23 protein-coding genes and 1 other RNA gene are annotated in these 21,120 nt (G+C 44.5%); 4 read left to right on the forward strand and 20 right to left on the reverse strand.

Annotated features, from left to right (window positions below; translation table 11 throughout):
* Positions 1 to 80: 80 nt before the first annotated feature.
* The 3 genes from dndC to dndB all read right to left on the reverse strand — a co-directional run bounded on the left by dndC (position 81) and on the right by dndB (position 4,039).
* Entirely contained in the window at positions 81 to 1,766 is a 1,686-nt protein-coding gene (gene dndC / locus QUA36_RS20630) for a DNA phosphorothioation system sulfurtransferase DndC (protein ID WP_333458923.1), read from the reverse strand.
* The gene (locus QUA36_RS20635) at positions 1,763 to 2,761 is read right to left on the reverse strand and encodes an HNH endonuclease (RefSeq protein ID WP_333458924.1); all 999 of its coding nucleotides are present in this window, start codon (positions 2,759 to 2,761) and stop codon (positions 1,763 to 1,765) included. Before QUA36_RS20635 ends, dndC begins: the two co-directional genes overlap by 4 nt.
* A 165-nt stretch (positions 2,762 to 2,926) precedes the next feature.
* Positions 2,927 to 4,039 carry a DNA sulfur modification protein DndB gene (gene dndB / locus QUA36_RS20640; protein ID WP_333458925.1) on the reverse strand — a complete coding sequence of 371 codons (1,113 nt, stop codon included), beginning with the start codon at positions 4,037 to 4,039 and terminating at the stop codon, positions 2,927 to 2,929.
* A 237-nt stretch (positions 4,040 to 4,276) separates the two neighbouring features.
* Between dndB and QUA36_RS20645 the strand changes: the two genes are divergently transcribed.
* Complete coding sequence (locus tag QUA36_RS20645) at positions 4,277 to 5,869, forward strand: DGQHR domain-containing protein (RefSeq protein ID WP_333458926.1); 1,593 nt, start codon at positions 4,277 to 4,279, stop codon at positions 5,867 to 5,869.
* Positions 5,870 to 5,931: 62 nt separating this feature from the next.
* Here QUA36_RS20645 and QUA36_RS20650 read toward each other — a convergent pair whose 3' ends face one another.
* From QUA36_RS20650 to QUA36_RS20715, 14 genes are all read right to left on the reverse strand, one after another.
* Entirely contained in the window at positions 5,932 to 6,147 is a 216-nt protein-coding gene (locus QUA36_RS20650) for a DUF6887 family protein (protein ID WP_333458927.1), read from the reverse strand.
* A complete protein-coding gene (locus QUA36_RS20655) occupies positions 6,134 to 6,322 on the reverse strand; it encodes a DUF6888 family protein (protein WP_333077086.1) in 189 nt (62 codons plus the stop codon). The genes QUA36_RS20650 and QUA36_RS20655 overlap by 14 nt, the downstream gene beginning before the upstream one ends.
* Positions 6,323 to 6,467: 145 nt before the next feature.
* Positions 6,468 to 7,523: an endonuclease/exonuclease/phosphatase family protein gene (locus QUA36_RS20660; protein ID WP_333458928.1), complete on the reverse strand. Its 1,056-nt coding sequence runs from the start codon at positions 7,521 to 7,523 to the stop codon at positions 6,468 to 6,470.
* 10 nt (positions 7,524 to 7,533) lie between these two features.
* Complete coding sequence (locus QUA36_RS20665; RefSeq protein WP_190742092.1) at positions 7,534 to 8,004, reverse strand: DNA phosphorothioation-associated protein 4; 471 nt, start codon at positions 8,002 to 8,004, stop codon at positions 7,534 to 7,536.
* Positions 8,005 to 8,096: 92 nt separating this feature from the next.
* Positions 8,097 to 8,417, reverse strand: coding sequence for a nucleoside triphosphate pyrophosphohydrolase (locus QUA36_RS20670; RefSeq protein ID WP_333163317.1), 321 nt, complete (start codon positions 8,415 to 8,417; stop codon positions 8,097 to 8,099).
* Positions 8,418 to 8,429: 12 nt separating this feature from the next.
* Positions 8,430 to 9,086, reverse strand: coding sequence for a Uma2 family endonuclease (locus tag QUA36_RS20675; RefSeq protein WP_333458929.1), 657 nt, complete (start codon positions 9,084 to 9,086; stop codon positions 8,430 to 8,432).
* Complete coding sequence (locus QUA36_RS20680; protein ID WP_333458930.1) at positions 9,076 to 11,142, reverse strand: AAA family ATPase; 2,067 nt, start codon at positions 11,140 to 11,142, stop codon at positions 9,076 to 9,078. Before QUA36_RS20680 ends, QUA36_RS20675 begins: the two co-directional genes overlap by 11 nt.
* Positions 11,139 to 11,414 carry a hypothetical protein gene (locus QUA36_RS20685; protein WP_333163323.1) on the reverse strand — a complete coding sequence of 92 codons (276 nt, stop codon included), beginning with the start codon at positions 11,412 to 11,414 and terminating at the stop codon, positions 11,139 to 11,141. Before QUA36_RS20685 ends, QUA36_RS20680 begins: the two co-directional genes overlap by 4 nt.
* Positions 11,415 to 11,501: 87 nt before the next feature.
* Positions 11,502 to 12,848, reverse strand: coding sequence for a DNA phosphorothioation system restriction enzyme (locus QUA36_RS20690; protein ID WP_333458942.1), 1,347 nt, complete (start codon positions 12,846 to 12,848; stop codon positions 11,502 to 11,504).
* Positions 12,849 to 12,938: 90 nt separating this feature from the next.
* Entirely contained in the window at positions 12,939 to 13,514 is a 576-nt protein-coding gene (locus tag QUA36_RS20695; protein ID WP_333458931.1) for a Uma2 family endonuclease, read from the reverse strand.
* A gap of 34 nt (positions 13,515 to 13,548) precedes the next feature.
* Entirely contained in the window at positions 13,549 to 13,992 is a 444-nt protein-coding gene (locus tag QUA36_RS20700) for a hypothetical protein (protein WP_333458932.1), read from the reverse strand.
* Positions 13,993 to 14,190: 198 nt separating this feature from the next.
* Positions 14,191 to 14,571 carry a phasin-related domain-containing protein gene (locus QUA36_RS20705; RefSeq protein WP_333056143.1) on the reverse strand — a complete coding sequence of 127 codons (381 nt, stop codon included), beginning with the start codon at positions 14,569 to 14,571 and terminating at the stop codon, positions 14,191 to 14,193.
* Between the two features lie 23 nt (positions 14,572 to 14,594).
* An RNA gene (gene ffs / locus QUA36_RS20710) (signal recognition particle sRNA small type) lies at positions 14,595 to 14,691 on the reverse strand.
* Between the two features lie 23 nt (positions 14,692 to 14,714).
* Positions 14,715 to 14,981 (reverse strand): YciI family protein, encoded by a 267-nt coding sequence (locus tag QUA36_RS20715; RefSeq protein ID WP_333319350.1) that lies wholly within the window; start codon positions 14,979 to 14,981, stop codon positions 14,715 to 14,717.
* Positions 14,982 to 15,101: 120 nt separating this feature from the next.
* Between QUA36_RS20715 and QUA36_RS20720 the strand changes: the two genes are divergently transcribed.
* Entirely contained in the window at positions 15,102 to 15,683 is a 582-nt protein-coding gene (locus QUA36_RS20720) for a 2'-5' RNA ligase family protein (RefSeq protein ID WP_333458933.1), read from the forward strand.
* A 183-nt stretch (positions 15,684 to 15,866) separates the two neighbouring features.
* Here QUA36_RS20720 and QUA36_RS20725 read toward each other — a convergent pair whose 3' ends face one another.
* A complete protein-coding gene (locus tag QUA36_RS20725) occupies positions 15,867 to 16,553 on the reverse strand; it encodes a ComF family protein (RefSeq protein WP_333458934.1) in 687 nt (228 codons plus the stop codon).
* A gap of 72 nt (positions 16,554 to 16,625) precedes the next feature.
* On the opposite strand from QUA36_RS20725, the gene QUA36_RS20730 reads away from it, so the two are divergent.
* Positions 16,626 to 19,112, forward strand: a complete 2,487-nt coding sequence (locus tag QUA36_RS20730; protein ID WP_333458935.1) for a putative PEP-binding protein — start codon at positions 16,626 to 16,628, stop codon at positions 19,110 to 19,112.
* Between the two features lie 185 nt (positions 19,113 to 19,297).
* Here QUA36_RS20730 and QUA36_RS20735 read toward each other — a convergent pair whose 3' ends face one another.
* Positions 19,298 to 19,447, reverse strand: a complete 150-nt coding sequence (locus QUA36_RS20735) for a hypothetical protein (protein ID WP_333452149.1) — start codon at positions 19,445 to 19,447, stop codon at positions 19,298 to 19,300.
* Between the two features lie 56 nt (positions 19,448 to 19,503).
* Between QUA36_RS20735 and QUA36_RS20740 the strand changes: the two genes are divergently transcribed.
* Positions 19,504 to 19,950 (forward strand): hypothetical protein, encoded by a 447-nt coding sequence (locus QUA36_RS20740; RefSeq protein ID WP_333452147.1) that lies wholly within the window; start codon positions 19,504 to 19,506, stop codon positions 19,948 to 19,950.
* 269 nt (positions 19,951 to 20,219) lie between these two features.
* Here the strand turns inward: QUA36_RS20740 and QUA36_RS20745 are convergent, their stop codons facing one another.
* The gene (locus tag QUA36_RS20745) at positions 20,220 to 20,507 is read right to left on the reverse strand and encodes an RNA-binding protein (RefSeq protein WP_333056152.1); all 288 of its coding nucleotides are present in this window, start codon (positions 20,505 to 20,507) and stop codon (positions 20,220 to 20,222) included.
* Positions 20,508 to 21,120 lie beyond the last annotated feature (613 nt).

Raw genomic sequence — 21,120 nt, forward strand, 5'->3', positions numbered from 1 at the left:
TTAGTTGACAGCCTATTGTATCCGATCGCTAGGCGGGGTGGCTGTCAACAAGTTTGGGTTTAACCGCAGGCTAGCGCGTGCTAATCGCTAGGTTTTTCCTCTCCTGAATTTGGCGGTGAAAATTTGATATCCGCCCAAGATAGTTGTCTGCTTTGATTGCTGTTGCTTTCGAGTTCTTCTTTAAGTTTGGCAATATCAACGGTATCGTTTTTGGCGGAACTGTTGGTTTGGGCGATCGCATCTTTGAATTGCTGAATGTTTTCCGTCGGATTTGCTTTGATATCTTCCACCGCTTTTTTTAAATTGCGTTGATAGTGGGCGTTGCCAATTGCTTCTTCCTTCGATCGCGAACTGGTTTCAAAGCATTTGTCCAAATCGCCGTAAATGCCTGTACGGCGGGGTTTAGTGTAGTATTGGCGTTCTGTATCAAGGAGTTTTGCCATCAATTCGAGGTGCATTTTGTCCTCGCTGCAAATCTCTTCGATCGCAGTCCATTCATCGCTACCGAGGAGTTTTCTTTCAGCGGCGGGACGGGAATCTTCAAAAGGTTCGCCCGTAACTTCTTCGTAAATCCGGGGTAAAGAGTCGTCGAATTCGTGCTTTTCTTCCAGCCAAATGCGGCGGATTTCGCTAAGTTCTTCTGGGGTAATTAAGGTGATATCGCGCATTTCTAGGGGGGCGGTTTTGCGGACGTGGGTTTGTGCTTCCAGGACTCGTCTCAGCCAGTGTTCTCGCCAGAATTTGGTGTAGGGCCCTGGGATGGGTTCGACGGAGGTTGTGTCGTCGCCCATGTTGCGTTCAAACAGTTCTACTCTACCGTAGATGCGGCGGAAGTCTCTTTTTGGGTGATCGTCTGGAATGTCTAATTCGTTGCGAATATCGAGTAGAGGCTGCATCCATTCTTTTTCCTCATCGTTTTGAATCATTGCCTCCATAGATTTATCTTGGCTTACCATTGTGCAAACCCAGCAGCCAAAGCGAGAATTTCCACAACTAGGGGTGGAAGTATCAACCACTAGAGGACATTCATTATCTGCTGTCGCACCTCGATACATAGTTAGCAAATCTTTGTTGTTATTTCCCCACGGATTATCCCACTGCATCAAGTAAAGCCACACTTCATCTGTTCGCCAGTCTTCAATGGGAAGGTAAATGTAAGAGTTAGGGCGAGTGGGATTAGCATTAAGGCGTTCGCTTACCCGCCACTCCCTATGTTTAGCCATATTTGCGGCGCGTTTAGCACTTTCAGCCTTGCGAGTACCTAGAACAAGAATTACCTCGCCGCTAGTTCTAATTATTTCACGAATAAAAGAACCGGTTGGTTGTATTTTTAATCGTTCCGTACACCATCTAAATCGGTTTCTAGGTGCTGGGTATCCTTTACCTATTAAGCACGCCCAAAAGGTATCTTGAACGGCTGGATAAGTTAAATGAGTCTCTATTGGCATTCCCTGTTCTTGGGCTGCAACTTTCATCCGTTTTAGAGAATTATGTACTCCAGCAGCTACTATAGGGTTTTCTACCAGTGTATCATTTGTTAAAACATGAATTTTTTTGTGGCGTTTCTCAATTGGCAACTCTGCAATCGCATACCAGACAAGCTGTAGGACGGCCGAACTATCTTTGCCGCCACTCCAACCGATTACAAGTGGGAGTTCATCTTGACAATAAAGCTCTTGAATTTCCTTTTTTAAAATTTCTATATCTGCCATTAAATCGCTAATACTGCGGGGCGGAAATAGTGACATTTGTTGTAAATCATTCATTTTCTAGAGACTCCTTTTGATTGAAAAGTAAATACATTTTTGCGATGCCACTGAAGCGCATCTTTTCTCGGATAATATTGCTCTAAACTTGGCAAAAGAATCTGTTCTCCGTGAAAATCTCTCATTAATCTAGGGTATGGGGAGTCCTCTTGTAGATCACTAGCAACTATAATTTGATAACGATCGTCAACAGCAAACCATCCTCGGTCGAATGCCCAATGATGATTTTTACACAATGAGAGTCCATTATCTGGTCTATTATCATAAAACTCGGAGAACGGCTTGATATGTGCGCCATCTACAATACTTTGACTAAGCGAACGTGTAACTTTCAATCGACAAAAAGCACATCGGTAATCATACAAATGCACGACGGATTTACGGAAAATAGCCTCTCTAAATAAAGATTTTCGTAAATATACCTTTGGTTGTGCCTCTGTATCACTAGATTCACTATTTTCTAATTCATTCAAGGTAGAATCTTGGAGAGACTGATTTATTATTAAAACATCTTCTATCTGTTTTTGGCTTGAGGAAAACCAGGCAGATATCAATATATCTATTAATTCTTTTTTTGCATTATAGTCTCGCAATAAATTAAATAATTCATCATCTATTTTTGCTCTTTCAATATCTCTTCTTAAAGAGTTGATGGTTTGAGGGCGTCCTCCCGTGTATTGTTCGCTAAATTCAACGTGCCAAAAGTTAGGTTTCTTGTTTTTTAAATGAAAAAACGGAATAGCAAAATCAATCTCCTCAAAACGGTCAGAACTCAATACAGACCAGTATCTTTTGAAGGTGTTAATTAATTGATCGGAAACAGTAATATTGTTCTCATTAAGTAAGCCTTGTGTAATTAAATCAATTACAGACAGTAGCAGTATTGGCTGATTTAGAGCGTTACCTCCTTGTTTATTCTTGCCTACCTTAATCTGAGAAAAACAATTGCGATAGTATGCTAGATTCTTATTTTCGGACTCTTCTCCTGTAGTCATTTCCTCATCCCGCTATGATTAAATACAATCCGACCTAAAATTTAACACTTTTTTCAACAAAAAGTTAAGCACCGCAAGGCACAACCATAACGCAGAAACTCGACAATTTAAGCAGTGTCAGCAGACTAAAAAGTAATTTTATAGCCTAAACAGGTGATAATTATATCACTGTCGGCGTGCATCTGCGGTTTCCAAACCCAACCTCACCTTCAAATAATCAGTCATCCAACTAACACTCGCCCTCGATCGCGAAATCCCCCCTTTCAACAAAATCCCTCCCTCCCAATCAGGATTAGAAATCGACCAATCAACCTGCTGCAAAAGGCTCAAACGTTCCTCCCAACTCTCAGGAAAAACCGACAGCAAAGCCGCCCCAACTTCCCCCAAACTCTCAAGCACAACACTGTGACAGTGTACGCAATCCCGGCGCATTTCCCCCGCCGCAACTTGCTTGTGCAGAACTAATTGCCAATCGGGAATAAAACTGCAAACCGCATTCCAATAACTAACCGCCAGTTGTATTTTTTGAGCAAGTTCTTCCTCTTTCTGTTCTTTTTTGGTGCGAGAACCAGAGGGTTTTGCCTGTTCGCTGCCCTCAATATTAGACAGCAAAGCCATGATAGCACGATCGATCGCACTCAGGGCAAACAATTTGTGCGATCGCCCGTTCAGACTCCCCTTTTCCATCTCAGTCAAACACCGGAAAACCTCAACCTGCTTAACAACAGCCTTCACCACAAAAGCGCGATCGTCCCGGTGGTTGTAAAGTAGACTGAGTGACGCCTCCAAAGGAACTTGAAAACCGTTCAAATCAGCAAACATCTGCTGCGATTTTTCCAACCCAATATCGAGAAACAAAATCAGCGCCACCGTCTCATATCCCAACTGCGGATTTTCCCTCAAAGCCATCTCAAAAGCCGCCCGGCGATGCTGTCCGTCATTAATAGTAAACTTAGCATCCATCGGCACTCGCAAGCGACCGATTTTCCGTTCTTCGGCCTCATTTCCCACTGCTTCAAAAGTAATATCCGCATCAATCGAAGCAGCAATAGCCCCACAAGTATAATTTGTAGGATTCTTAACAAAATACTCAGCAATTTCGGGAATCCTAGCTTTGTTAAGCGCGCGTTTCGCCCGCATAGACGGCGGCAAATCTTCAGATTCAAAGGGAAACAATTTCGGCAAAAAACGCACCGGACACATCGACACGTAATATTCGCGGCCCGCTTGAATGCCCCGAATTACCGGCAAAATGTATTCAAAAGAAGGAGTAGACATATTTTAGAATGGGGCATTGGGAATGGGGAATGGGGCATTGGGCATTGGGCATTGGGCATTGGGAATGGGGCATTGGGCATTAATAGCTATTGACTTTTGGCAAATTCTATGGTATGTCGCTGGTCTAGCAGGGCATAACTTAAGTATTTCACAATGTTTTTTTAAAAACAAGTGTTGACATAAACTTTAATATATGATATTTTTTGAAAAAATAGCTTAATTATATAAAAACCGCCGATGAACACCAACCCAGCGGATGACCTCGCTACTAAAATATTAGAAAAAGAAAATAGCGACAGACAGGAAATCGCACTTTTATTAGATAATTATTTAGGAAAGGACGATCGCATTTTCGTACAAAAAACCCAGATGGGAAACAGCGAAGCATACATCGGTTCAGTCACCCTAGAATGGTTAGACTCTCGCGTCCGTTTCGCCTCGCAAATGCCGCTTTTCCGCCAAAAATTCGACCTCCAAACCAACAACATCGTCCGCGACGACGAAACCATTGACGAAATTATCCAGCGTCCCTTAGATTGGTCGCGCCAAGCCACCCTAACTCAATATTTAGCAGCCCGAAAATCGCACAAATTCCCCGCAGTTTTAGTAGTCGTCAGTCCCCCGTGGGTAGATAATCCTCTAGCCGAGGAATGGGATAAAAATGGCGTAGCAACCAAATCCGCGACTGAATTTACATCCTTTGATAAAAACGAGAACTTAGGGCTTTTGAATGTCTCTCAAAAAGTCTCTATTTTTGCCTTAGACGGCCAGCATCGGCTGATGGGAGTTCAAGGTTTAATGAGTTTAATTAAAACCGGAATCCTGCAAAGATACAACAAAAATAAAAAACCTGTCGGCGCTGCAATTACTCTGGAAGATTTAGCAGAAGAGTATCAAATCGACCCCGAAACAGTGTATAAATTAGCTCACGAAAAAATCGGAATTGAGTTTATCCCGGCGGCGGTAGCGGGGGAAACGCGACAGCAAGCACAACGGCGCGTGCGATCGATCTTTGTGCACGTTAACCTAATGGCCGTAACGCTGAGTCAGGGCCAGCTAGCATTATTAAACGAGGACAACGGATTTGCGATTTGCGCCCGCAAAATTGCCGTCACCCATCCCTTATTAAAAGAACAAGATGACAGAAACCCCCGCGTCAATTGGGACAGCGCCACAGTCGCAGCAAAATCAACTGTGTTAACCACATTGCAAGCGCTGCAAGATATGTCCGAACGGTATTTAGAATACAAATTCCCCCATTGGAAGCCGGAACGAAAAGGTTTAATTCCCATGCGTCCCGAAGATGAAGAACTAAAAGAGGGAATTGAAGAGTTTAAAAAATTGTTCGATCATTTAGCAACTTTACCCAGCTATCAAAGAATTGAAAGCGGCGAAGAAACGACAGAATTGCGCCGATTTAGTTTTGAAAAGCCAGGGGGCGAGGGAAATATTTTGTTCCGTCCCGTCGGTCAAGTTGCTTTAGCTAATGCTTTGGGAATTCTAGTATTTAGAAAGAAACTTTCCCTGAAATCTATTTTCGACAAACTCCGCAGGTACGATGTCGATGAAGGATTTAGCCACATGGACAATCCAGAGTCTGCGTGGTACGGGATTTTGTACGATCCGAACAAAAAGCGAATGCTAGTTTCTGGAAAGGATTTAGCGACGAAGTTAATTGTATATTTGGTAGGGGGAATTCAGGACGATATGGATCGAGCTCATTTGCGGCAAGCGGTAGCGGAAGCGAGGACTTTTGAGGATAAAGCTATTAGTTTTAATGGCAGGTTTGTGCAGCCGCAAGAGGTAGGATTGCCGCCAGTGCTTAGCTAAGTTTCTATTGGATGAAGTATGATGAAATACAGGATACGGCAGTGCCGTATCCCTAGCTTCATTCAAGTGCTGCGATTTCTGGCCACTTCTAACTTGCGGCGAATTGCGGCTTGAACTTTCTCATCAAAATCTGGATCGCCGGGACTTGCAATAATCCTCAGCGGATGCTGATTGATTCTGTCTAAGTACGCCTGAAAAGCGGATCGATTTCCACGATGTTTAAGAAAATACTGTTTCAATTCAGTATTCGACATGGCGTTATAGTTAACTTGGCTCATCAGCAAACTCCCCATTGGGTAAAATTTGGAACTCAAGCTCTTCATCGTACCCAGCCAATATGTATACGTTACGAGTGCGATCGTCAACACAAATCAGATGTATAGGCTGAAGCATCGTGTAGGTCAGTTGATAACTGATGCGATATAAACTCTCTAGCTGGGCAGCAGTAGGCATTTGTCAATCACTCAACCTAATAGTTATTTTAACATATAGCTCAAGGAAAATTGTATATTTATATTATCACTTTTAGTAATTTCGGTCTATAAAACACTACTACCGCTCGATATGGTACCAAAGTTTACCTCTCAATTTATATACCTTATACCGCTTCATTTAACAAAACAAGTTCGGCTCCTACAGGCAAATGATCGGACTCGGTTGCCTCCAAAACCGAACTCGATTTAGCACCCCAATGCTTTGAATACCAAATATAATCAATCCGAAAAACCGGATAATTTAATCTCCAATTCGACCTTTTTACCAATAATTTAAGTTCCCAACCGTGAGGCCAGGTAAAACCAAACCCCCATCCCGATTTTCGGAAAGCATCTTGCATGACTTTCTGCACCCTGTTATAGTCTTGAGTTTCGTCTGTCATATTAAAATCGCCCGCGACAATTACTGGCAGAGTTTCTCGCTCAACTCGCTGCACTAAGTCTTGAATTTCAGGCGATCGTTTGTCATATTTGTAAACTGGAACTTTGAAAAAACGCCATTTTTTAGAGAGTTTCAACCACGGCCCGGTAGCTTGCATATTATAAATCGCTACTTCTTGTTCGTTAAATTTAATAATTGCCCGCTGCTGCGTTTCTCGATGGCCGGCTAAGTGCAGTATTTCGCTAGATACAATTGGATATTTACTGAAAATTCCTACAGAGTGAGTGCCAATTTGATAGGGGTAGTCTGCTTTTAACCCGGGAAAAGCTCTTTGGGTAGGTGCTTGAACCATTTCTTGTAAAAATATAATATCGGGTTTTTGCTGGTTAATCAGTTTAAATAAAGTAGGTGACTGAGTTTTATGCCAACTGATGTTATGGGATAGAATTTTGATTCTGGGCTGCGAATCTGTAATTTTGATGGGTGCGGGAGAAAAGTATTTGACGTGCAGCCAACTTATTAGGAGAAAGCAGGCGATCGCCGAAATAATAGCGAACCATCTTTTTTTAATAATTGACACCCCGATGATAGGAAGCAGGAAAATTGGGAATAAAATTAATGGTATAAAAGTGGTAATTAAGGCAATAATCCACAGTCTATCCCAAAAAATTAGTTTGAGAATGAAATAGCAGATAATAAATGCTGAGTAACTGTAAGCGAGAAATTTTGCAGCTTGCTTTAAGCATCTCTGGATTATATCTTTTGGGATGTGCTTCATTGGGAACCTATTAAAATAAGAACTTGCTTAAATCGAATTCTTCATTTGACCGATGTTGGTTGTCTCTTTCAGAAATCAAAACCAACAACAGGCGATCGGTATAATCCGCCGCACCCCGCAACTCTTCGCGCAAGATTTCCAGTCCACCATTAGCATATTCTTCAAAAATTTGCAAGCGTTCTGCTTCCAATTGTTCGTCGAGATGGGAGAGAATTTGAGGATTTTTGGTTTCGGCGATCGCAATTAATTTAATCGCCATATCGTAGCCCCTGGATACAAAAATATCAACATCGATCGCACCCGGTTCTCGTTTAGAAATTTCCCCCAAAGGCGATCGTTTTTTCCGCTGCTTTCCCAAGGAGGCGGCGAAGGCGATGACATCGGCGTAAGTCTGGAAAGGGCCAGTGTTGTTATCCGATAAAGTTAATGATTTGACTAACTCCGCTTTATCTTTAGCAATTCTAATTTTGTTAGCAGCCATTGGGATTAATATGTAATTTTTAACTGAGTAATTTGATTGATAAAGTAACCGCAGATTAGAGGCAGATAAACACAGATTAACGCAGATAATTTTCAGAATGTCCGCAACAACATAATTTTTTGGGCAAAACCTCCTCTTGCTTCCCGGCGCTTGATTTGTTCGTCCAAAAGTCGATCGCCCGAAATGCCAAAACTCGCCATCACCGCATCTATCACCTCATACAAATCCGCCAATTCCGCCACCAAATCTTCCTCATCAGCCTCCGCCGCTTCCCCCGCTTCTTCAATCAATTTCTGCAGCAAAGCTTGACGGTATTCTGCCTCCGACAAAATTACAAACTCGCATTCATTCCCGCTTTGGCGAATAATTTCAGGAATGCGATCGCGCACCAACTTATGATACTCTTTTTCCACGTCAAACTCTTTTCAACCTTGACTAAAATTTTGAATCAACCAGCGATTAATTTCCCCATCATCTTGGGTTTGACTCCGGTTCAAAGCTTCCTCAACTAACCGAATTTCCAGCCCCGGTAAAACCCGCGACTCTTGAATTCTCCCGCTACCTCCGCCATTAATCGCAAACGCAAAAACCTCCCGCGTGTTTGCACGTTCAACCCAATATTCACTTATTCCTGCATCTTCGTAAAGCAACCGCTTGCCGCCTAAATCATCATTAAAAGAAGACGCCCCAATTTCCACTATCAAATTAGGCGGATCGTATTGATTTAAATCAACAGCAGAATTGCTATCATCAGGAGGCACTCTTAAATCTGAACCAATGTAGTAAGCTAAATCAGGTTGAAACTCGCCGATACCGGCTTTGCGAAAACTGGTGTTAGTAAACTGAACTACTCGGATATTTCTCAATGTTGCAAACAGAATAACTACACAGGCCATAATTGAATTTTGACGCCCGTGCAATGGCCCTACTGGTGACATTTCTACCCTCATGTGTTCTTGATAGTAATAAAACTTACCCTTCTCCCATGCTGAATCGTCAGCGAAAGCTAGAAACTCTTCCCACGTCGCCTTCACCCAAATATCCGTTTCCAAAGCCTGCGTAATTGCCGAATTAGAAGTCATACTCCACCTCTACAATTTCCGTATATTCAAATTCATTTGGACTGCGCTTAACTAAAGGATAGCGCGTCCCGCCAAGTTCGATCGCATCTTCTTCACAATCAGCTTTCGGAGAATTGTACACCAGCACGTATTCCCTACCAGTGCAACTTTCCATCTCTTGAGCAACTTCTCCGCGCCACTGAGTTTTAGTTACCAAAACTACCAATTGATTCGCCAACTTCGGCAGCTTATTCGCGATTTGCTTGCGATAAATCTCGTCCAAACTGCCAAAGGGAGAATCCATCACAATTGGAAATGTACTGCTATCCGGGCCCATCAAAGTATTCTTTTGACTCCACTCCCGCACGCCGTCAATAATTCCCCCGATAAATGACAAACTGAGAATTTGATTTTCTCCCGTAGAAGCGGCAACCAAAGATTCTTGTCCCGACGTATTTTCTACTAGAGTCAGTTCGTATTTATCGCTCAACTTGGGGATGTAAGGAGTAAAAGAAATTTGACTAAAAATATCTTGCACTCGCTTTTCCAACTGAGAACAAAACTGTTTTTCTAAGCGCGATCGCACTTCAGTTAGGCGATCGATCGCATCCTGAGCTGCAGCAATCCGGCGCTGGGCTAATACTTGCCTTTGCTCATTCAGTTGCTGCTTATCGATTTGCTTTTCCAAAGCCGACACCTGTACATTCAAACTCTCAATCTGCTGCTGATTAGAGCCTGTTTCTCGGTGCAAATCGCCAATTTTTGCCTCAATTTCATCCAAGCGTTTTTGCAAGCGGCTGACATCTTCGTCAGGAAAATTTCGCAGCTTGTTGTGAATATCATCTAACTGATTTTCTACCCGAGAAAGTTCGGTTCTGTCGTGGCTGATATTGCCTTGCTGTCGGTCAATTTCCTCCCAAAAATCAGCCACTTGTTTATCAATTTCATTTACCCGATCGCTAATCCGAATAGTTGTTTCTTCCACATCGCCAACACCCGCCTTATCCATCCAACCGCTAACCTGTTGGCGAGATTCAGAACCCTCCACTAATTCCGCACCGCAGATACACCGCTGCTGCGCTAATAACTCTTCCAAAAACGGCCGCTGAATCCCCGAAAGCAACGAGCCACATTCCCGCAAACCTTCAACAATTACTTCAAATTCCGCCGCCGCCTCCGACAGAAATACTGCGTAACCGCGCACAGAAATTGCTCGTTTTAGAGCATCTGTAGCCTGTACAATTTGTTGCTTCAATAAATCTCGTTGCTTTTGCAATTCGTCTCGCAACTTTTGTAAATCCGCAGCACCGCTAAGTTCCAACAAATTACCATTAACTGCTTTCTTTAACTCCCCTTGGTTCGCCAATTCCCGCTCTATTTCTACTTGTCTGCTGGAAAGTTGCTCAGCTTCTTGCTCAATTTTTTGCTTATCTTTTAAAAGTTTCTTCGTTTCAGCATTCCCAATTATATTTAAATCTGTCTCTAGAGATTTTTTTGCTTCTCCTAAATGCCGGATCGATCTATTCAAGACTTCCACCCCCAGCAACTCCTTAGTAGCTTCCGCAATTTCTGCCTTCTTGTCATAGCGGACAATTTGCTCGATTCGCTCCCCGTCAAAAAAGAAATATTTATGTAAACTTTCCGGCAAAATCCGCCCGATAATATCATCAGGATGCTGATCCGGCTTCAGCCAGAGACCGTTATCTTTTGCTACATTAAGAAACAATTCACTCTTGCCATGTTCTACAGTGTTTCCACTTTTATAAGCACGACAAATGCGTCTTGCTTGGTAGCGCGTGCTGTCGTGTTCAAACACAATTTCCGCCCAACAACCTACGGCTTTTCCCATTTCCGCCTCAGCCAGAGCGCGCTTGTTTACTAATTGTTCTTCTGCCGCAAAAGCTGCGCTAAATTTTCCGTAAAGTACCCACGTAAAGGCATTCATTAAGGCAGTTTTTCCAGCGCCATTATTCCCGTGAATTACTGTAATATTTTGCCCGCCCCAAGCTAGTCTAATTTCGGGGCTTTTGCCGTAAAATTGACGAAAGTTGCATAGAGTAATTGAGATTAACTTCATACAATTGCTTCCTTAATGATTTTTAAAATGTCATCGTTAATGTGGCGGGGAGCTCTCATGTACAACTTATCTTTTTCAATTTCCAATACCCGCTCGATAATTTGACGTACTTCCGGTGGCGCGCTAGTAATTGGTTGCTGTACGTCGCTGAATTCCTGATGAGTTTGATAAGCAGAACGCTTTTCTGCTACAATGCTTGTCGGTATGGCTGCGATCGCGCTATCTTCATATCTAAATGCTATCATCAGATTTTCATTCATATTTTCAGTCATATTTTTTGTGCAAATATTAAAAGTAGCAACTAAAACTGCGATCAAATAATTCTCTATTCTCAAACATAAACCGAACCTTAATAAATGTCAAATGTCTAATAGCCCGTAACGCTTCTGAAGTTGCAGCAATTTCACTCTAGCTTCCCCAGCATTGTCGGCTAAATCGGCAAATTCCAAGAACCGCTTCAACTCTTTTCGCAGCAAATTGCGCTCGACTTCTAAGGTTTCTCTGCCCAAATCTGGAGGCAAAACTATCATGTCAAATAAAGTTGCCCTTTCCTTCCCCGGATGCGGCCGCAAAATGCGTCCCCGACGCTGAATAAACTGGCGCGGATTGCTGCTGCTTGCTAAAATTACAGCATTGCGAATTGCTGGAATATCCACGCCTTCATCCAAACAGCGAATCGCGACTAAACCTTGCAATTCTCCACTCTCAAATTGCTGGCGCAATCGTTCTCTTTCTGCTAAAGGAGTTGCCGCAGTATAAGTGTTAACTCGGTAGCCTAATTCTGAACCCAATAACTTCGCAGTTTCTGTTAGTTGGCGGTTGTTATTTCGGCGCGCACCTCCTTCGATCGCACCGTCGCCGCAGTAAAATAAAGTATGGGCTGTGTCGAGACGGTGAATCATTAATTCTCGCAAAGCTACTAATTTATTAGCCGCCGCCCCAATCAACCGGGCTCGCTGCATTAATAAAGTCGTTAAAGCATCGTTTTCTTCTACTTTTTCATCGCCCCAAAGCGCCCAGCCAATCTTTTGAGTTAAGCGGGAATATTTGCGGGTTTCGGCTTCTGTCAATTCTACTAAAATTGGATAGTATAAATAATGTACTAATGCTTTTTGGCGGATGGCGTCGGCTAAGGTGAGTTCCGGCTGCAAAACAGGGCCGAAATAATCTAAAATAGCTTCGGTTCCTTGTTCGTCGAAATGCCTTTCTGGGGTGGCGGAAAGGGCGAGCCGCAGTCCAATATTGCGCGGCAAACTTTCTCCTAAACGGGGCGCGCCTAAGTTGTGAACTTCGTCTCCAATAATCAGGGTTTTTTCTGGGAAATAGCGCAGTTGCGATCGCAAACTATCTCCCATTAAGGTAGCATTAGTAGTGATGATTGTGAGAAATGCCCGATCGCCAGATCGCACTTCATACAAACCCGCAGCCAGCTTATTTTGCCAACTGCGGGCGCTATCAAAAGCCAAAATAGGTTTTAAACCAAATTTCTCGGATTCGCGCGCCCACTGATTCACCAGGTGGCAGTAAGGGCAAATTACGAGCAGGACTTGCAGGTTAATTTTATTGTATAATTCAGTGGCGATCGCCAGTGCAGTAATCGTCTTGCCGCTACCCGTCGCCATTTTCAGCGTACCGCGTCCCTGATTCGCAAACCAATTAGCAACCGCCACTCGCTGATACTGTCGCAATTGCAGCGATGGCGGCATTTTCGGAAATCCAAATTGCGAATTATTAGCCGTTGAGCGATTCACCTTTAAATGCCGTTAGATGCAATATTCCCTATACTCAACTGTAACTCACGGGCGATCGAAACTTAACAGCCCAAACAAATCATCCGCCGACAGTTGCCAACCCGAAAGCACATCCAGAACTGGTAAAATATCTTCATTATCCTTAATCTCAGGTTCTTGCTGCGGTTTAAAAACAATTACCAATTCTTCTTCCGGGTCAATCAGCCAACCCAATTTAGTTTTATTTTTGAGGCAAAACAGAATCTTCTTAATCACGCGAGTTGAACTTTGATCCGGCGATAAAATCTCAATTATCCAATCGGGAGCAATTTCAAACCTATTTTCAATTTCTCCCTGAGAATTCAGAGGAATGCGCGACCACTCAAATACTGCTAAATCTGGAACAACAGCACCTCCCCCAAAAGTGCAGCGCAATTGGGGAAAAGCAAAAGCTAACTTTTGCGGTTTGCCAACCTGATTAATAGCGGATGAAAATTTGATTTGTAACGTGCTGTGTTTTCCTTGTGGCATAGCTTTTTGAGAAATTTGACCGTCAACATACTCGCTAGCCGGCTTAGTCTCTGGCAATAGCAGAAACTCTTCCAGAGAAATCTTTGACGGAGACTGAATTGACGTTACCATAAGCCATTAACCCCTCAACAACTCAACTCCCGTCTTAAAAATTAATATCGCTGTCTGTTTCCCAATCAGCACAACTCTCCGATTCCACGCCAGTAGGGTGCATCGCACAAACCAACAAATTTCCCCCGTAAACTTGACCGTGATAGTTGCGACAACCGCGACAAGCCGGCTGCTGCGTCGGCGAAGGGTCTACATAAGTCACCATCGACAAATCTATCTCATCAAACTCAGGGTCGAAGTCGCGGTAAATTTCAATTATCGGTTCGATAAACTCATTAAATAAACCGTCAAATTCATTGAAATAACCGTCAATGTCATTAATCAGATTATTTTGTACTTGTTCTGTAAACTCTTCCGACATTTTTGCCAAAACGTCCAGCATTTCGACAAACTCTTCGCCCATTTCGCTGAAAAAATGCTCTACTTCAGAAACAGCATTTTCCATTACTCCAAAAAAATCTTTAGACCAATCTTCCATGAATTTGACAGCTTGCTATTACAAAATATTTTACAGATACGTGCAGCCAGCCTCATGCGAAGCGATCGCACCTACTTTCAATTCTATTACCTATTGCCTGATATCCGTCCACATCTGACAGGGGAAATATTCAAAAAGGGAACTCAAGATTATTCTCCTGAGTTCCCTTCATGCTTTGCTGAGCGAGCTTTTTGCTGCTTAATCCCGCTTCAGCCGCCGCAATTCCTCTTGTAAATTCTGCACTTGTTCGCGGAGCTTGTCTACGCCGCCTGTCTCTTTAGCATCTTTTGCCGAGACATCTTCTTCCTCAGAAACAATTTCAATCCGCCGAGGTTCAGCGGGTTTTTCGTTCCCAGCCGAGGCTACGGGGGGCTGCTGCTGAGCCTGTTGCACCATATCATCAACAAAGCGACGAGCTTCTTCCGTGGACATCTCGCCCCGCTTCACCAATTCGTCTGCCAGCTTTTGGGCTTCAGTGCGTAATTCAGTTAACTTGCTGCCAGCTTTTTCACCAGCGTAGGAAGCTAGCCCGACACCAAGGTAAACTGCTTTTTGTAAAATATCTCCGAAACCAGGCATAGGAGCTACACCTCAAAAAACTGGGTGAACCGGAGACCACGCCTATTACAAGCATCCCGTGTTGCTGCTACCTTCCGGTCCTGACAAGATTTGGGCGTTGGAATCGCGTGGGTCCAGTTCATAAATGAGTATAACACAGTTATTTATTCTTCAACCACACACCAGTGATAAATTTCATAAATAACGCAACCATTCTTCACCAGCGGGTCTTCAGCGACGATCGCCTTCGCCTCATCCATCGAACCCGCCTCAAACAGCAACATACCGCCGCCCCGCCGCCCCCAGTAGCCAGTTTTCGCTCGGTGTCCTTTAGAAATCAACTCTCGGACATAAGCTCTGTGAGCTGGCACGAATTGGTCAAAGACAGGCTTTTCGACAATTCCTTGCTCAATTTTGACAAACCAAGGCATTTTTATTTGGGATTTGAGATTTTATATTTTAGATTGGGAATGGGCGATCAGCAATGGGATCTAGGGAAAATGCTCTATATTCCATCTTGCACCATCCTTTCTTAACTGCGATGTTATCTCATGAACCAGTCAAAACAGCGATTTTTTATTGCCCTAGTGCCGCCTCCCGATATTGAACACCAGATTACTGAGATTCAACGGTATTTTGCGGAACACTACAACAGCCGCGGTGCTTTGAATTCGCCCCCGCACATCACGCTGCAACCTCCTTTTCACTCGTTAGCGGAGGATGTTCCAAAATTAGAGGAAAGTTTGAACCAGTTTTCTGCAAATCGGCTGCCAATTCCCGTTACTCTATCCGGTTTTGCTGCTTTCGCGCCCCGCGTCATTTACGCTGATGTTGTCAAATCACTCGAATTGCTGGAAATTCACAAAGATTTGATGAGTTATTTGGAGGCCAATTTGGGAATTGTCGATCGAGTTTCTCAAAGTCGCTCATTTGTACCGCACATGACAGTAGCCTTTCGCGATTTAACTAAGGAGAATTTTCAAACGGCTTGGTTGGAATTTGCAGGGCGATCGCTCCACTTTGAGTTTACCGCTTCGGCGTTAAATTTACTGCTTCACGACGGTAGCCGATGGAACATCAGCAAGAAATTCCCGCTTGCAGCCGAGCCTCCAACAATCATAAATCCATCCTAAACACTCTCCATTCTCTTTCTTCTCTTTCTTCGCGTCCTTCGCGTCTTCGCGGTGCGTTTTCCCCAAAAAATATTGTTAGCAAACCGTGATTAATATCAGATCTGGTAAAACAACTATTACAGGTTTGTAGTGAGCAATTTACTCCTCACTACAAACCTGTTTAAAATTAAAGAGTGTCACAGCTTACCGATCGCTCTTATTCGGAGTTGCAAGTGCCACAGTTCCATAAACCGAAATCCCCGAATCTTCCAATATTTTAATTGCCGACTTAACCGTAGTACCGCTAGTGTAAATATCATCAACTAACAGCACTCGATCGCGCGGGAGGCGACGACGAAAATCTTTCCCCAAACTTAAAGCATTTTTCATTTCCGCTTGTCGCTGCTGTGGCGTCAGAGCGAATAAAGCCTGAGTATTTTTCACCCGCTCCAAACCGTGCCGCTGCAAAGGCAAACCAGTCAGCTCGCAAAAACTTTCAGCCAAAAGTTCGGCCTGGTTAAAACCGCGCTCCTTGAGCTTTTCTTGATGCAGGGGAATCGGTACAACTATTAAATTGTCTATAGCTAATTCGGGAAAACTCAGCCAAGCTTCTGCCAGCCAGCCGCCTAGAGGTTTGGCTAATTGCGGATTGCCGTCATATTTCAAAGCTGCGATCGCCCGTTTGAGAGCCCCGCCATACTCACCCCACACAAAAACACGCTGCTCTGAATGCCAAAATCGACCGGGATCGCTTAACTGACATCGCTGAAGTTGCTTGTGACAGTACGCACAAAACTCTCCGGCGGCCGGTCGCTGACAAAGAGGACAGTTAGACTTAAGAAATAGATTGAGAAAAGATTTGACTAATCCCGTCCATTTTCGCTTGTTCATCCTAAAATTGTCGTAAGTGATTAATGGGAAAAACTTTCAACTTCAATCAGTTTCCACCGACAGGCTCGCAGCGTGAAAAACCTCTACTGGTTAGACAAAATTCAACCTTCAGACCGAGATGCAGTGGGAGAAAAAGCATTTTACTTGAGCTGTTTGCTCCAGAAAAATCATCCTGTTGTACCGGGTTTTGTCGTGCCGGCTACTACATTCTGGCAGTTTTTAGAGTCGATCGACTGGCTAGAACCGCTGTTTGCTGACTGGCCACACTCTTCCCTGCACTTGAATGTCGATGAACCCAGACAACTGCAATCGATCGCCCGTAGCATCCGCCACCAAATCCTCGCCGGCAAACTGTCAGATTCACTGCTCTCCACCCTAGAGTCTGCTGTTTCTCAACTCAACTCACAGTCAAACTTAAACTCCACAGCCTTAATTTTTCGCCCTTCCCTGACTTCCTGGAACCCGAAAACAGTCGGCATTCTGGAATCTCAGGCAGTACGGGCAGAACCCGAAGCCATTGGGGCCGGACTCAAACGAGCTTGGGCAGAAATGTTCAGAGCCCGAAGTCTATTTTACTGGCAGCGGTGCGGCCTGCGGGTACAGCAAATCAATCCCGCAGTTTTGGTGCAGCCACTTCAAGAAGCGATCGCCGCAGGCGAGGTGAAAACAAAGACTGGTGCACAGTGGGAAATCCAAGCCACCAGCGGTTTGGGATTGTCCCTCGCTAAGGGAGAAACCATCCCCGATTACTATCAAGTGCAGCCGGAAACAAGCGCGGTTAAATTGCAGCGGATCGGTTACAAAACATTAGCCTACAATCTCAAAGCCGGTGATGGTGAACCGGAAAAAAAACTGCTGCTGGGCAAGTTTGCTGCTTTCCCAATTCCCGATTCTCCATTTATAATTCCTGATTTTGCTGACTGTTGCGTGCAAGTTTTAGCGCTGGGAGAGGAAGCACAAACAGAATACGTTTTAGAGGAATCGCAACTCCAAGAAATCATTGAATTGAGTAAAAAAGCGATCGCAGAATTTGACTCAGATTTAATTTTGGAGTGGACGCTAAACCAGACAGCAAACAGCGGCGAACCGCAGTTTTATTTCACTCAAGTTCGTCTTGTGAAAGGGGAAAAAGTCGTGCCGGTAGAGGAAACTTCGATCGCCCTCCCGCAGCCCAACTCGATCGCCCCAGCCCGAACTCCTGCGATACTCAGAGGTGTGGGAGCAGCATCAGGAAAAGCCGAAGCAATTGCTCAAGTTATGACTAATTCCCACCCAGAAAACGCGGAATTCTTAGCCGGAGGCATTTTGGTAGCCCCGACAATCGATCCGAATTGGCTGCCTTGGCTGAAGGTTGCTGCTGGGGTGGTTGCGGAACAAGGAGGTATGACAGGCCACGGCGCCATTTTAGCGAGAGAATTGGGGATTCCCGCCGTTGTGGGAGTGACCGGGGCCACGCGGGTGATCGCCTCGGGCGATTCCGTCTTGGTAGACGGCGATAGCGGAGAAGTTTTTGCCCTCGCCCAACCCGATGCGATCGAGACAGGAGACAGCGGCCGACTTCGGGACACAGCAAAAAATGCAGACATATACAGTACAGCAGCCAAAATGTCAATAGCCAAGCACCAATCTTCTACCTCTGATCGATCGTCCAATTCCGGGCTTAAATCTCGACAATTTGAGTCTACTCAATATGTTTGGGGCCCACCAACGGCGACTCAACTGCTAGTTAATGTCAGCCAAACAAGTTCGATTGACCGCCTCAAAAATCTGCCAATAGACGGCATCGGATTGCTGCGATCGGAATTAATGGCATTAGAAGCTTTGGACTGTCAAAACCCCAAAGTTTGGCTACAAGACGGCCGCCAATCGGAATTTGTCGATCGCATGGCGGATTGTCTCAGCTTATTTGCTGCTGCCGTTTCGCCGCGGCCAATATTTTATCGCTCTCTCGATTTACGGGAGTCAGGCGCCCATGGCACTTTCAGTTATACCTTTGAACCGGAATTATTTGATTGGGAACTCTGCGTACTTCAAAAAGTCTGCGAGTCAGGCCATACCAATGTTAATTTAATTTTGCCTTTCGTGCGCTCGGTTGACGAGTTTATATACTGCCGCCAGCGATTAGAAACAGTTTGGAAAAACCGCTCAACTGAATTTCAAATGTGGATTATGGCGGAAGTTCCTTCGGTCTTATTTTTATTGCCAGATTATGTAAAAGCCGGAGTTCAAGGAGTTTCTATCGGCACTAACGATTTAACCCAATTGCTGTTAGGAATTCACCGCCACTCCGACCAGGTAGCAGGTGCTTTCAACGGGCGAGATCGAGCCGTGATGAGGGCGATCGAACAATTAATCAAACAGGCCCGGGCCGCGGGCATTCCTTGCTCAATCTGCGGCGACGCTCCCGCATTGTATCCCGATACAGTTGAATCCTTCGTGCGGTGGGGAATTTCGTCTATTTCGGTCAATGTCGATGCTGCAGAACAAACTAGCAGGGCGATCGTCCGCGCCGAACAGCGCCTGTTGCTAGAAGCCGCTCGATCGATAATTAACAATTAACCAATCCCGGATGCACTATACCTCAGAAATCCGGTTTCTACTCTAAATCATAGCTTTGGCAAGCATCCACCCGCTCAGAAATCGGGTTTCTAGACAACCCGTGCGTCCAGGAATATTAACAACTACAGAAGCCCGGTTTCTAATTATATAGCAACCGCCCTGACGGTTAGGAAATTCTTAATTTCTCAAACCCTTGCTTTTATTCCTTTTATTGCTTCTTCCTTCTTCCTTCTTCCTTCTTCCTTCTTCCGACGGACATCGGACTGACATCCGTTACATCCGTTACATCCGTTAAATAATCCGTTGCCGAACTTCCTTCTTCCTTCCACTAACATCCGATTTTAAAGCTAGGATAGAAATATCACCAATTCTTGACCCGGAGGTAAAAACCGTGAAATCAAAAATTATTGCAACCGCAGCAATACTTGCCGCCCTAGCATTTCTGCATCCTCACCCAGCATTATCTCAACCTGCAACTGACGGTGGCAAAAAACCAGGATTCTGGCAACCTCAAGCGCAGGTTGACAATACTCGCAACATTACCCTAAGACTGTTAAATGAAACTGGATTAAACCTAGAATACGGTGAATCAGGTGGCAGCTTGTCATCCTTGCCAGTCGGAGCCAGCAGAAACATCAGTGTTCGCATCAGCAATCGCACCGGCGACATTGCCAATATTCCAATTAATGCCACCGGAGGAACCACAACTTTGAAATACGACTATAACGTTGACTCGCAGACAAACATTTTGACGATTCGCATCACCAGATCAGACCCCCGCACTAGGCAAGACCGGTCAGTTTATATTGATGAAAAAGGGCGAGTTTACTCTTTCTAAGATTAACGCTCATCAACCCGGTTTATTCTAATAAATCTTGGCTTGAGCAGCGAGGTATCCGGGAAGAAATCGGCTTTCTAGACTAGCGTGCATAAATTCTGTCTTTCTCAAAAAGTTATGAATCAAGTGTAGCCCCTAAAGAATCGACGTTTTTGTGCAGCGGATTTGACATTTCATCCCCAAAATCAACTGTTGCTTGCAATTCGGCGCTAGTGGCGCACTGGTGCATCAGGTGGGTTCCGAGAGGATGTCAACCGCCGCATCGCGGACTAATATCCGTCGTTTCTATTGATACCTGCGCCTCGATTTCCCTCTTCTTTCGGTTTAGCTTTGTTCACTCGCAAGGGGCGCCCCATCCACTCTGCACCGTCTAATTCGGCAATTGCAGCGTCTTCTTGGGCATCCTCCATCATCTCAACAAATGCAAAACCGCGCATCCGACCGGTTTCCCTGTCGGTAGGCAAGACAACTCGCTTGACTGTGCCGTATTCTGCAAATACTGCTTTCAGGTCTTCTTCGGTGGCGCGGTAAGACAGATTTCCAATGTAGATAGTCATGTCGATCGAACTGAACTTGTTGTGCTATACATAATAACCTTTTAATTTAACTGTCAAGTGCTATCTAGCATACAACTGGGCGATCGACTCTGACTAAAAGGGTTTGCCGCACTCACCGAAAGCATCCAGGATACAAGCCCCCTGATTTATGCGTGGATAAATAAAAAACCTGTATCCGAGAAACTTGCCCCCCGAATTTATCCGTGGGGTCAATGCTTCAATTCTAAAATCTAAAATCTAAAATCTAAAATCGATTGACCAACCCTTGGTACTGGTTGCAATAGTTAGCTTAATCAACACTCATCTCCTCACTCATCCGCAGGGCGAGTGAGGAGATGAGTTTTGGCGTCGCGAGGAACCCCACCCCAGAACAATACTTGATTTTAATCAGATCACTTATGGGTGGGCGACGAATCACCAAGCATCTTCGGAAACATAGCGACTAACAAGGTATAATATATTAGGTTGCTCTGGGCCACGAGCGTTGATATAGCGGTTCTCAACTTTCGTGAGATACTTGCCAGTTAATTACCAATTCCCCACTACTTCAATTCTTTAATTTAAAATCTAAATCTCTACCTCACTCACTTGAGAATTGTTATACACATCTAGA

The sequence above is a fragment of the Microcoleus sp. Pol10D4 genome, assembly GCF_036701555.1.
Classification (GTDB): Bacteria; Cyanobacteriota; Cyanobacteriia; order Cyanobacteriales; family Microcoleaceae; genus Microcoleus.

Bases quoted from the DNA above. Each gene is read 5' to 3' on its own strand.
- QUA36_RS20700 (WP_333458932.1), bottom strand. From the start codon at position 13,992: ATGGAAGATTGGTCTAAAGATTTTTTTGGAGTAATGGAAAATGCTGTT.
- QUA36_RS20705 (WP_333056143.1), bottom strand. From the start codon at position 14,571: ATGCCTGGTTTCGGAGATATTTTACAAAAAGCAGTTTACCTTGGTGTC.
- QUA36_RS20715 (WP_333319350.1), bottom strand. From the start codon at position 14,981: ATGCCTTGGTTTGTCAAAATTGAGCAAGGAATTGTCGAAAAGCCTGTC.
- QUA36_RS20635 (WP_333458924.1), bottom strand. From the start codon at position 2,761: ATGACTACAGGAGAAGAGTCCGAAAATAAGAATCTAGCATACTATCGC.
- QUA36_RS20660 (WP_333458928.1), bottom strand. From the start codon at position 7,523: ATGAAGCACATCCCAAAAGATATAATCCAGAGATGCTTAAAGCAAGCT.
- QUA36_RS20735 (WP_333452149.1), bottom strand. From the start codon at position 19,447: ATGTTAGTGGAAGGAAGAAGGAAGTTCGGCAACGGATTATTTAACGGA.
- QUA36_RS20665 (WP_190742092.1), bottom strand. From the start codon at position 8,004: ATGGCTGCTAACAAAATTAGAATTGCTAAAGATAAAGCGGAGTTAGTC.
- QUA36_RS20680 (WP_333458930.1), bottom strand. From the start codon at position 11,142: ATGAAGTTAATCTCAATTACTCTATGCAACTTTCGTCAATTTTACGGC.
- QUA36_RS20685 (WP_333163323.1), bottom strand. From the start codon at position 11,414: ATGACTGAAAATATGAATGAAAATCTGATGATAGCATTTAGATATGAA.
- QUA36_RS20650 (WP_333458927.1), bottom strand. From the start codon at position 6,147: ATGAGCCAAGTTAACTATAACGCCATGTCGAATACTGAATTGAAACAG.
- QUA36_RS20725 (WP_333458934.1), bottom strand. From the start codon at position 16,553: ATGAACAAGCGAAAATGGACGGGATTAGTCAAATCTTTTCTCAATCTA.
- QUA36_RS20690 (WP_333458942.1), bottom strand. From the start codon at position 12,848: ATGCCGCCATCGCTGCAATTGCGACAGTATCAGCGAGTGGCGGTTGCT.
- QUA36_RS20720 (WP_333458933.1), top strand. From the start codon at position 15,102: ATGAACCAGTCAAAACAGCGATTTTTTATTGCCCTAGTGCCGCCTCCC.
- QUA36_RS20645 (WP_333458926.1), top strand. From the start codon at position 4,277: ATGAACACCAACCCAGCGGATGACCTCGCTACTAAAATATTAGAAAAA.
- QUA36_RS20655 (WP_333077086.1), bottom strand. From the start codon at position 6,322: ATGCCTACTGCTGCCCAGCTAGAGAGTTTATATCGCATCAGTTATCAA.
- QUA36_RS20675 (WP_333458929.1), bottom strand. From the start codon at position 9,086: ATGACTTCTAATTCGGCAATTACGCAGGCTTTGGAAACGGATATTTGG.
- dndC (WP_333458923.1), bottom strand. From the start codon at position 1,766: ATGAATGATTTACAACAAATGTCACTATTTCCGCCCCGCAGTATTAGC.
- QUA36_RS20745 (WP_333056152.1), bottom strand. From the start codon at position 20,507: ATGACTATCTACATTGGAAATCTGTCTTACCGCGCCACCGAAGAAGAC.
- dndB (WP_333458925.1), bottom strand. From the start codon at position 4,039: ATGTCTACTCCTTCTTTTGAATACATTTTGCCGGTAATTCGGGGCATT.
- QUA36_RS20695 (WP_333458931.1), bottom strand. From the start codon at position 13,514: ATGGTAACGTCAATTCAGTCTCCGTCAAAGATTTCTCTGGAAGAGTTT.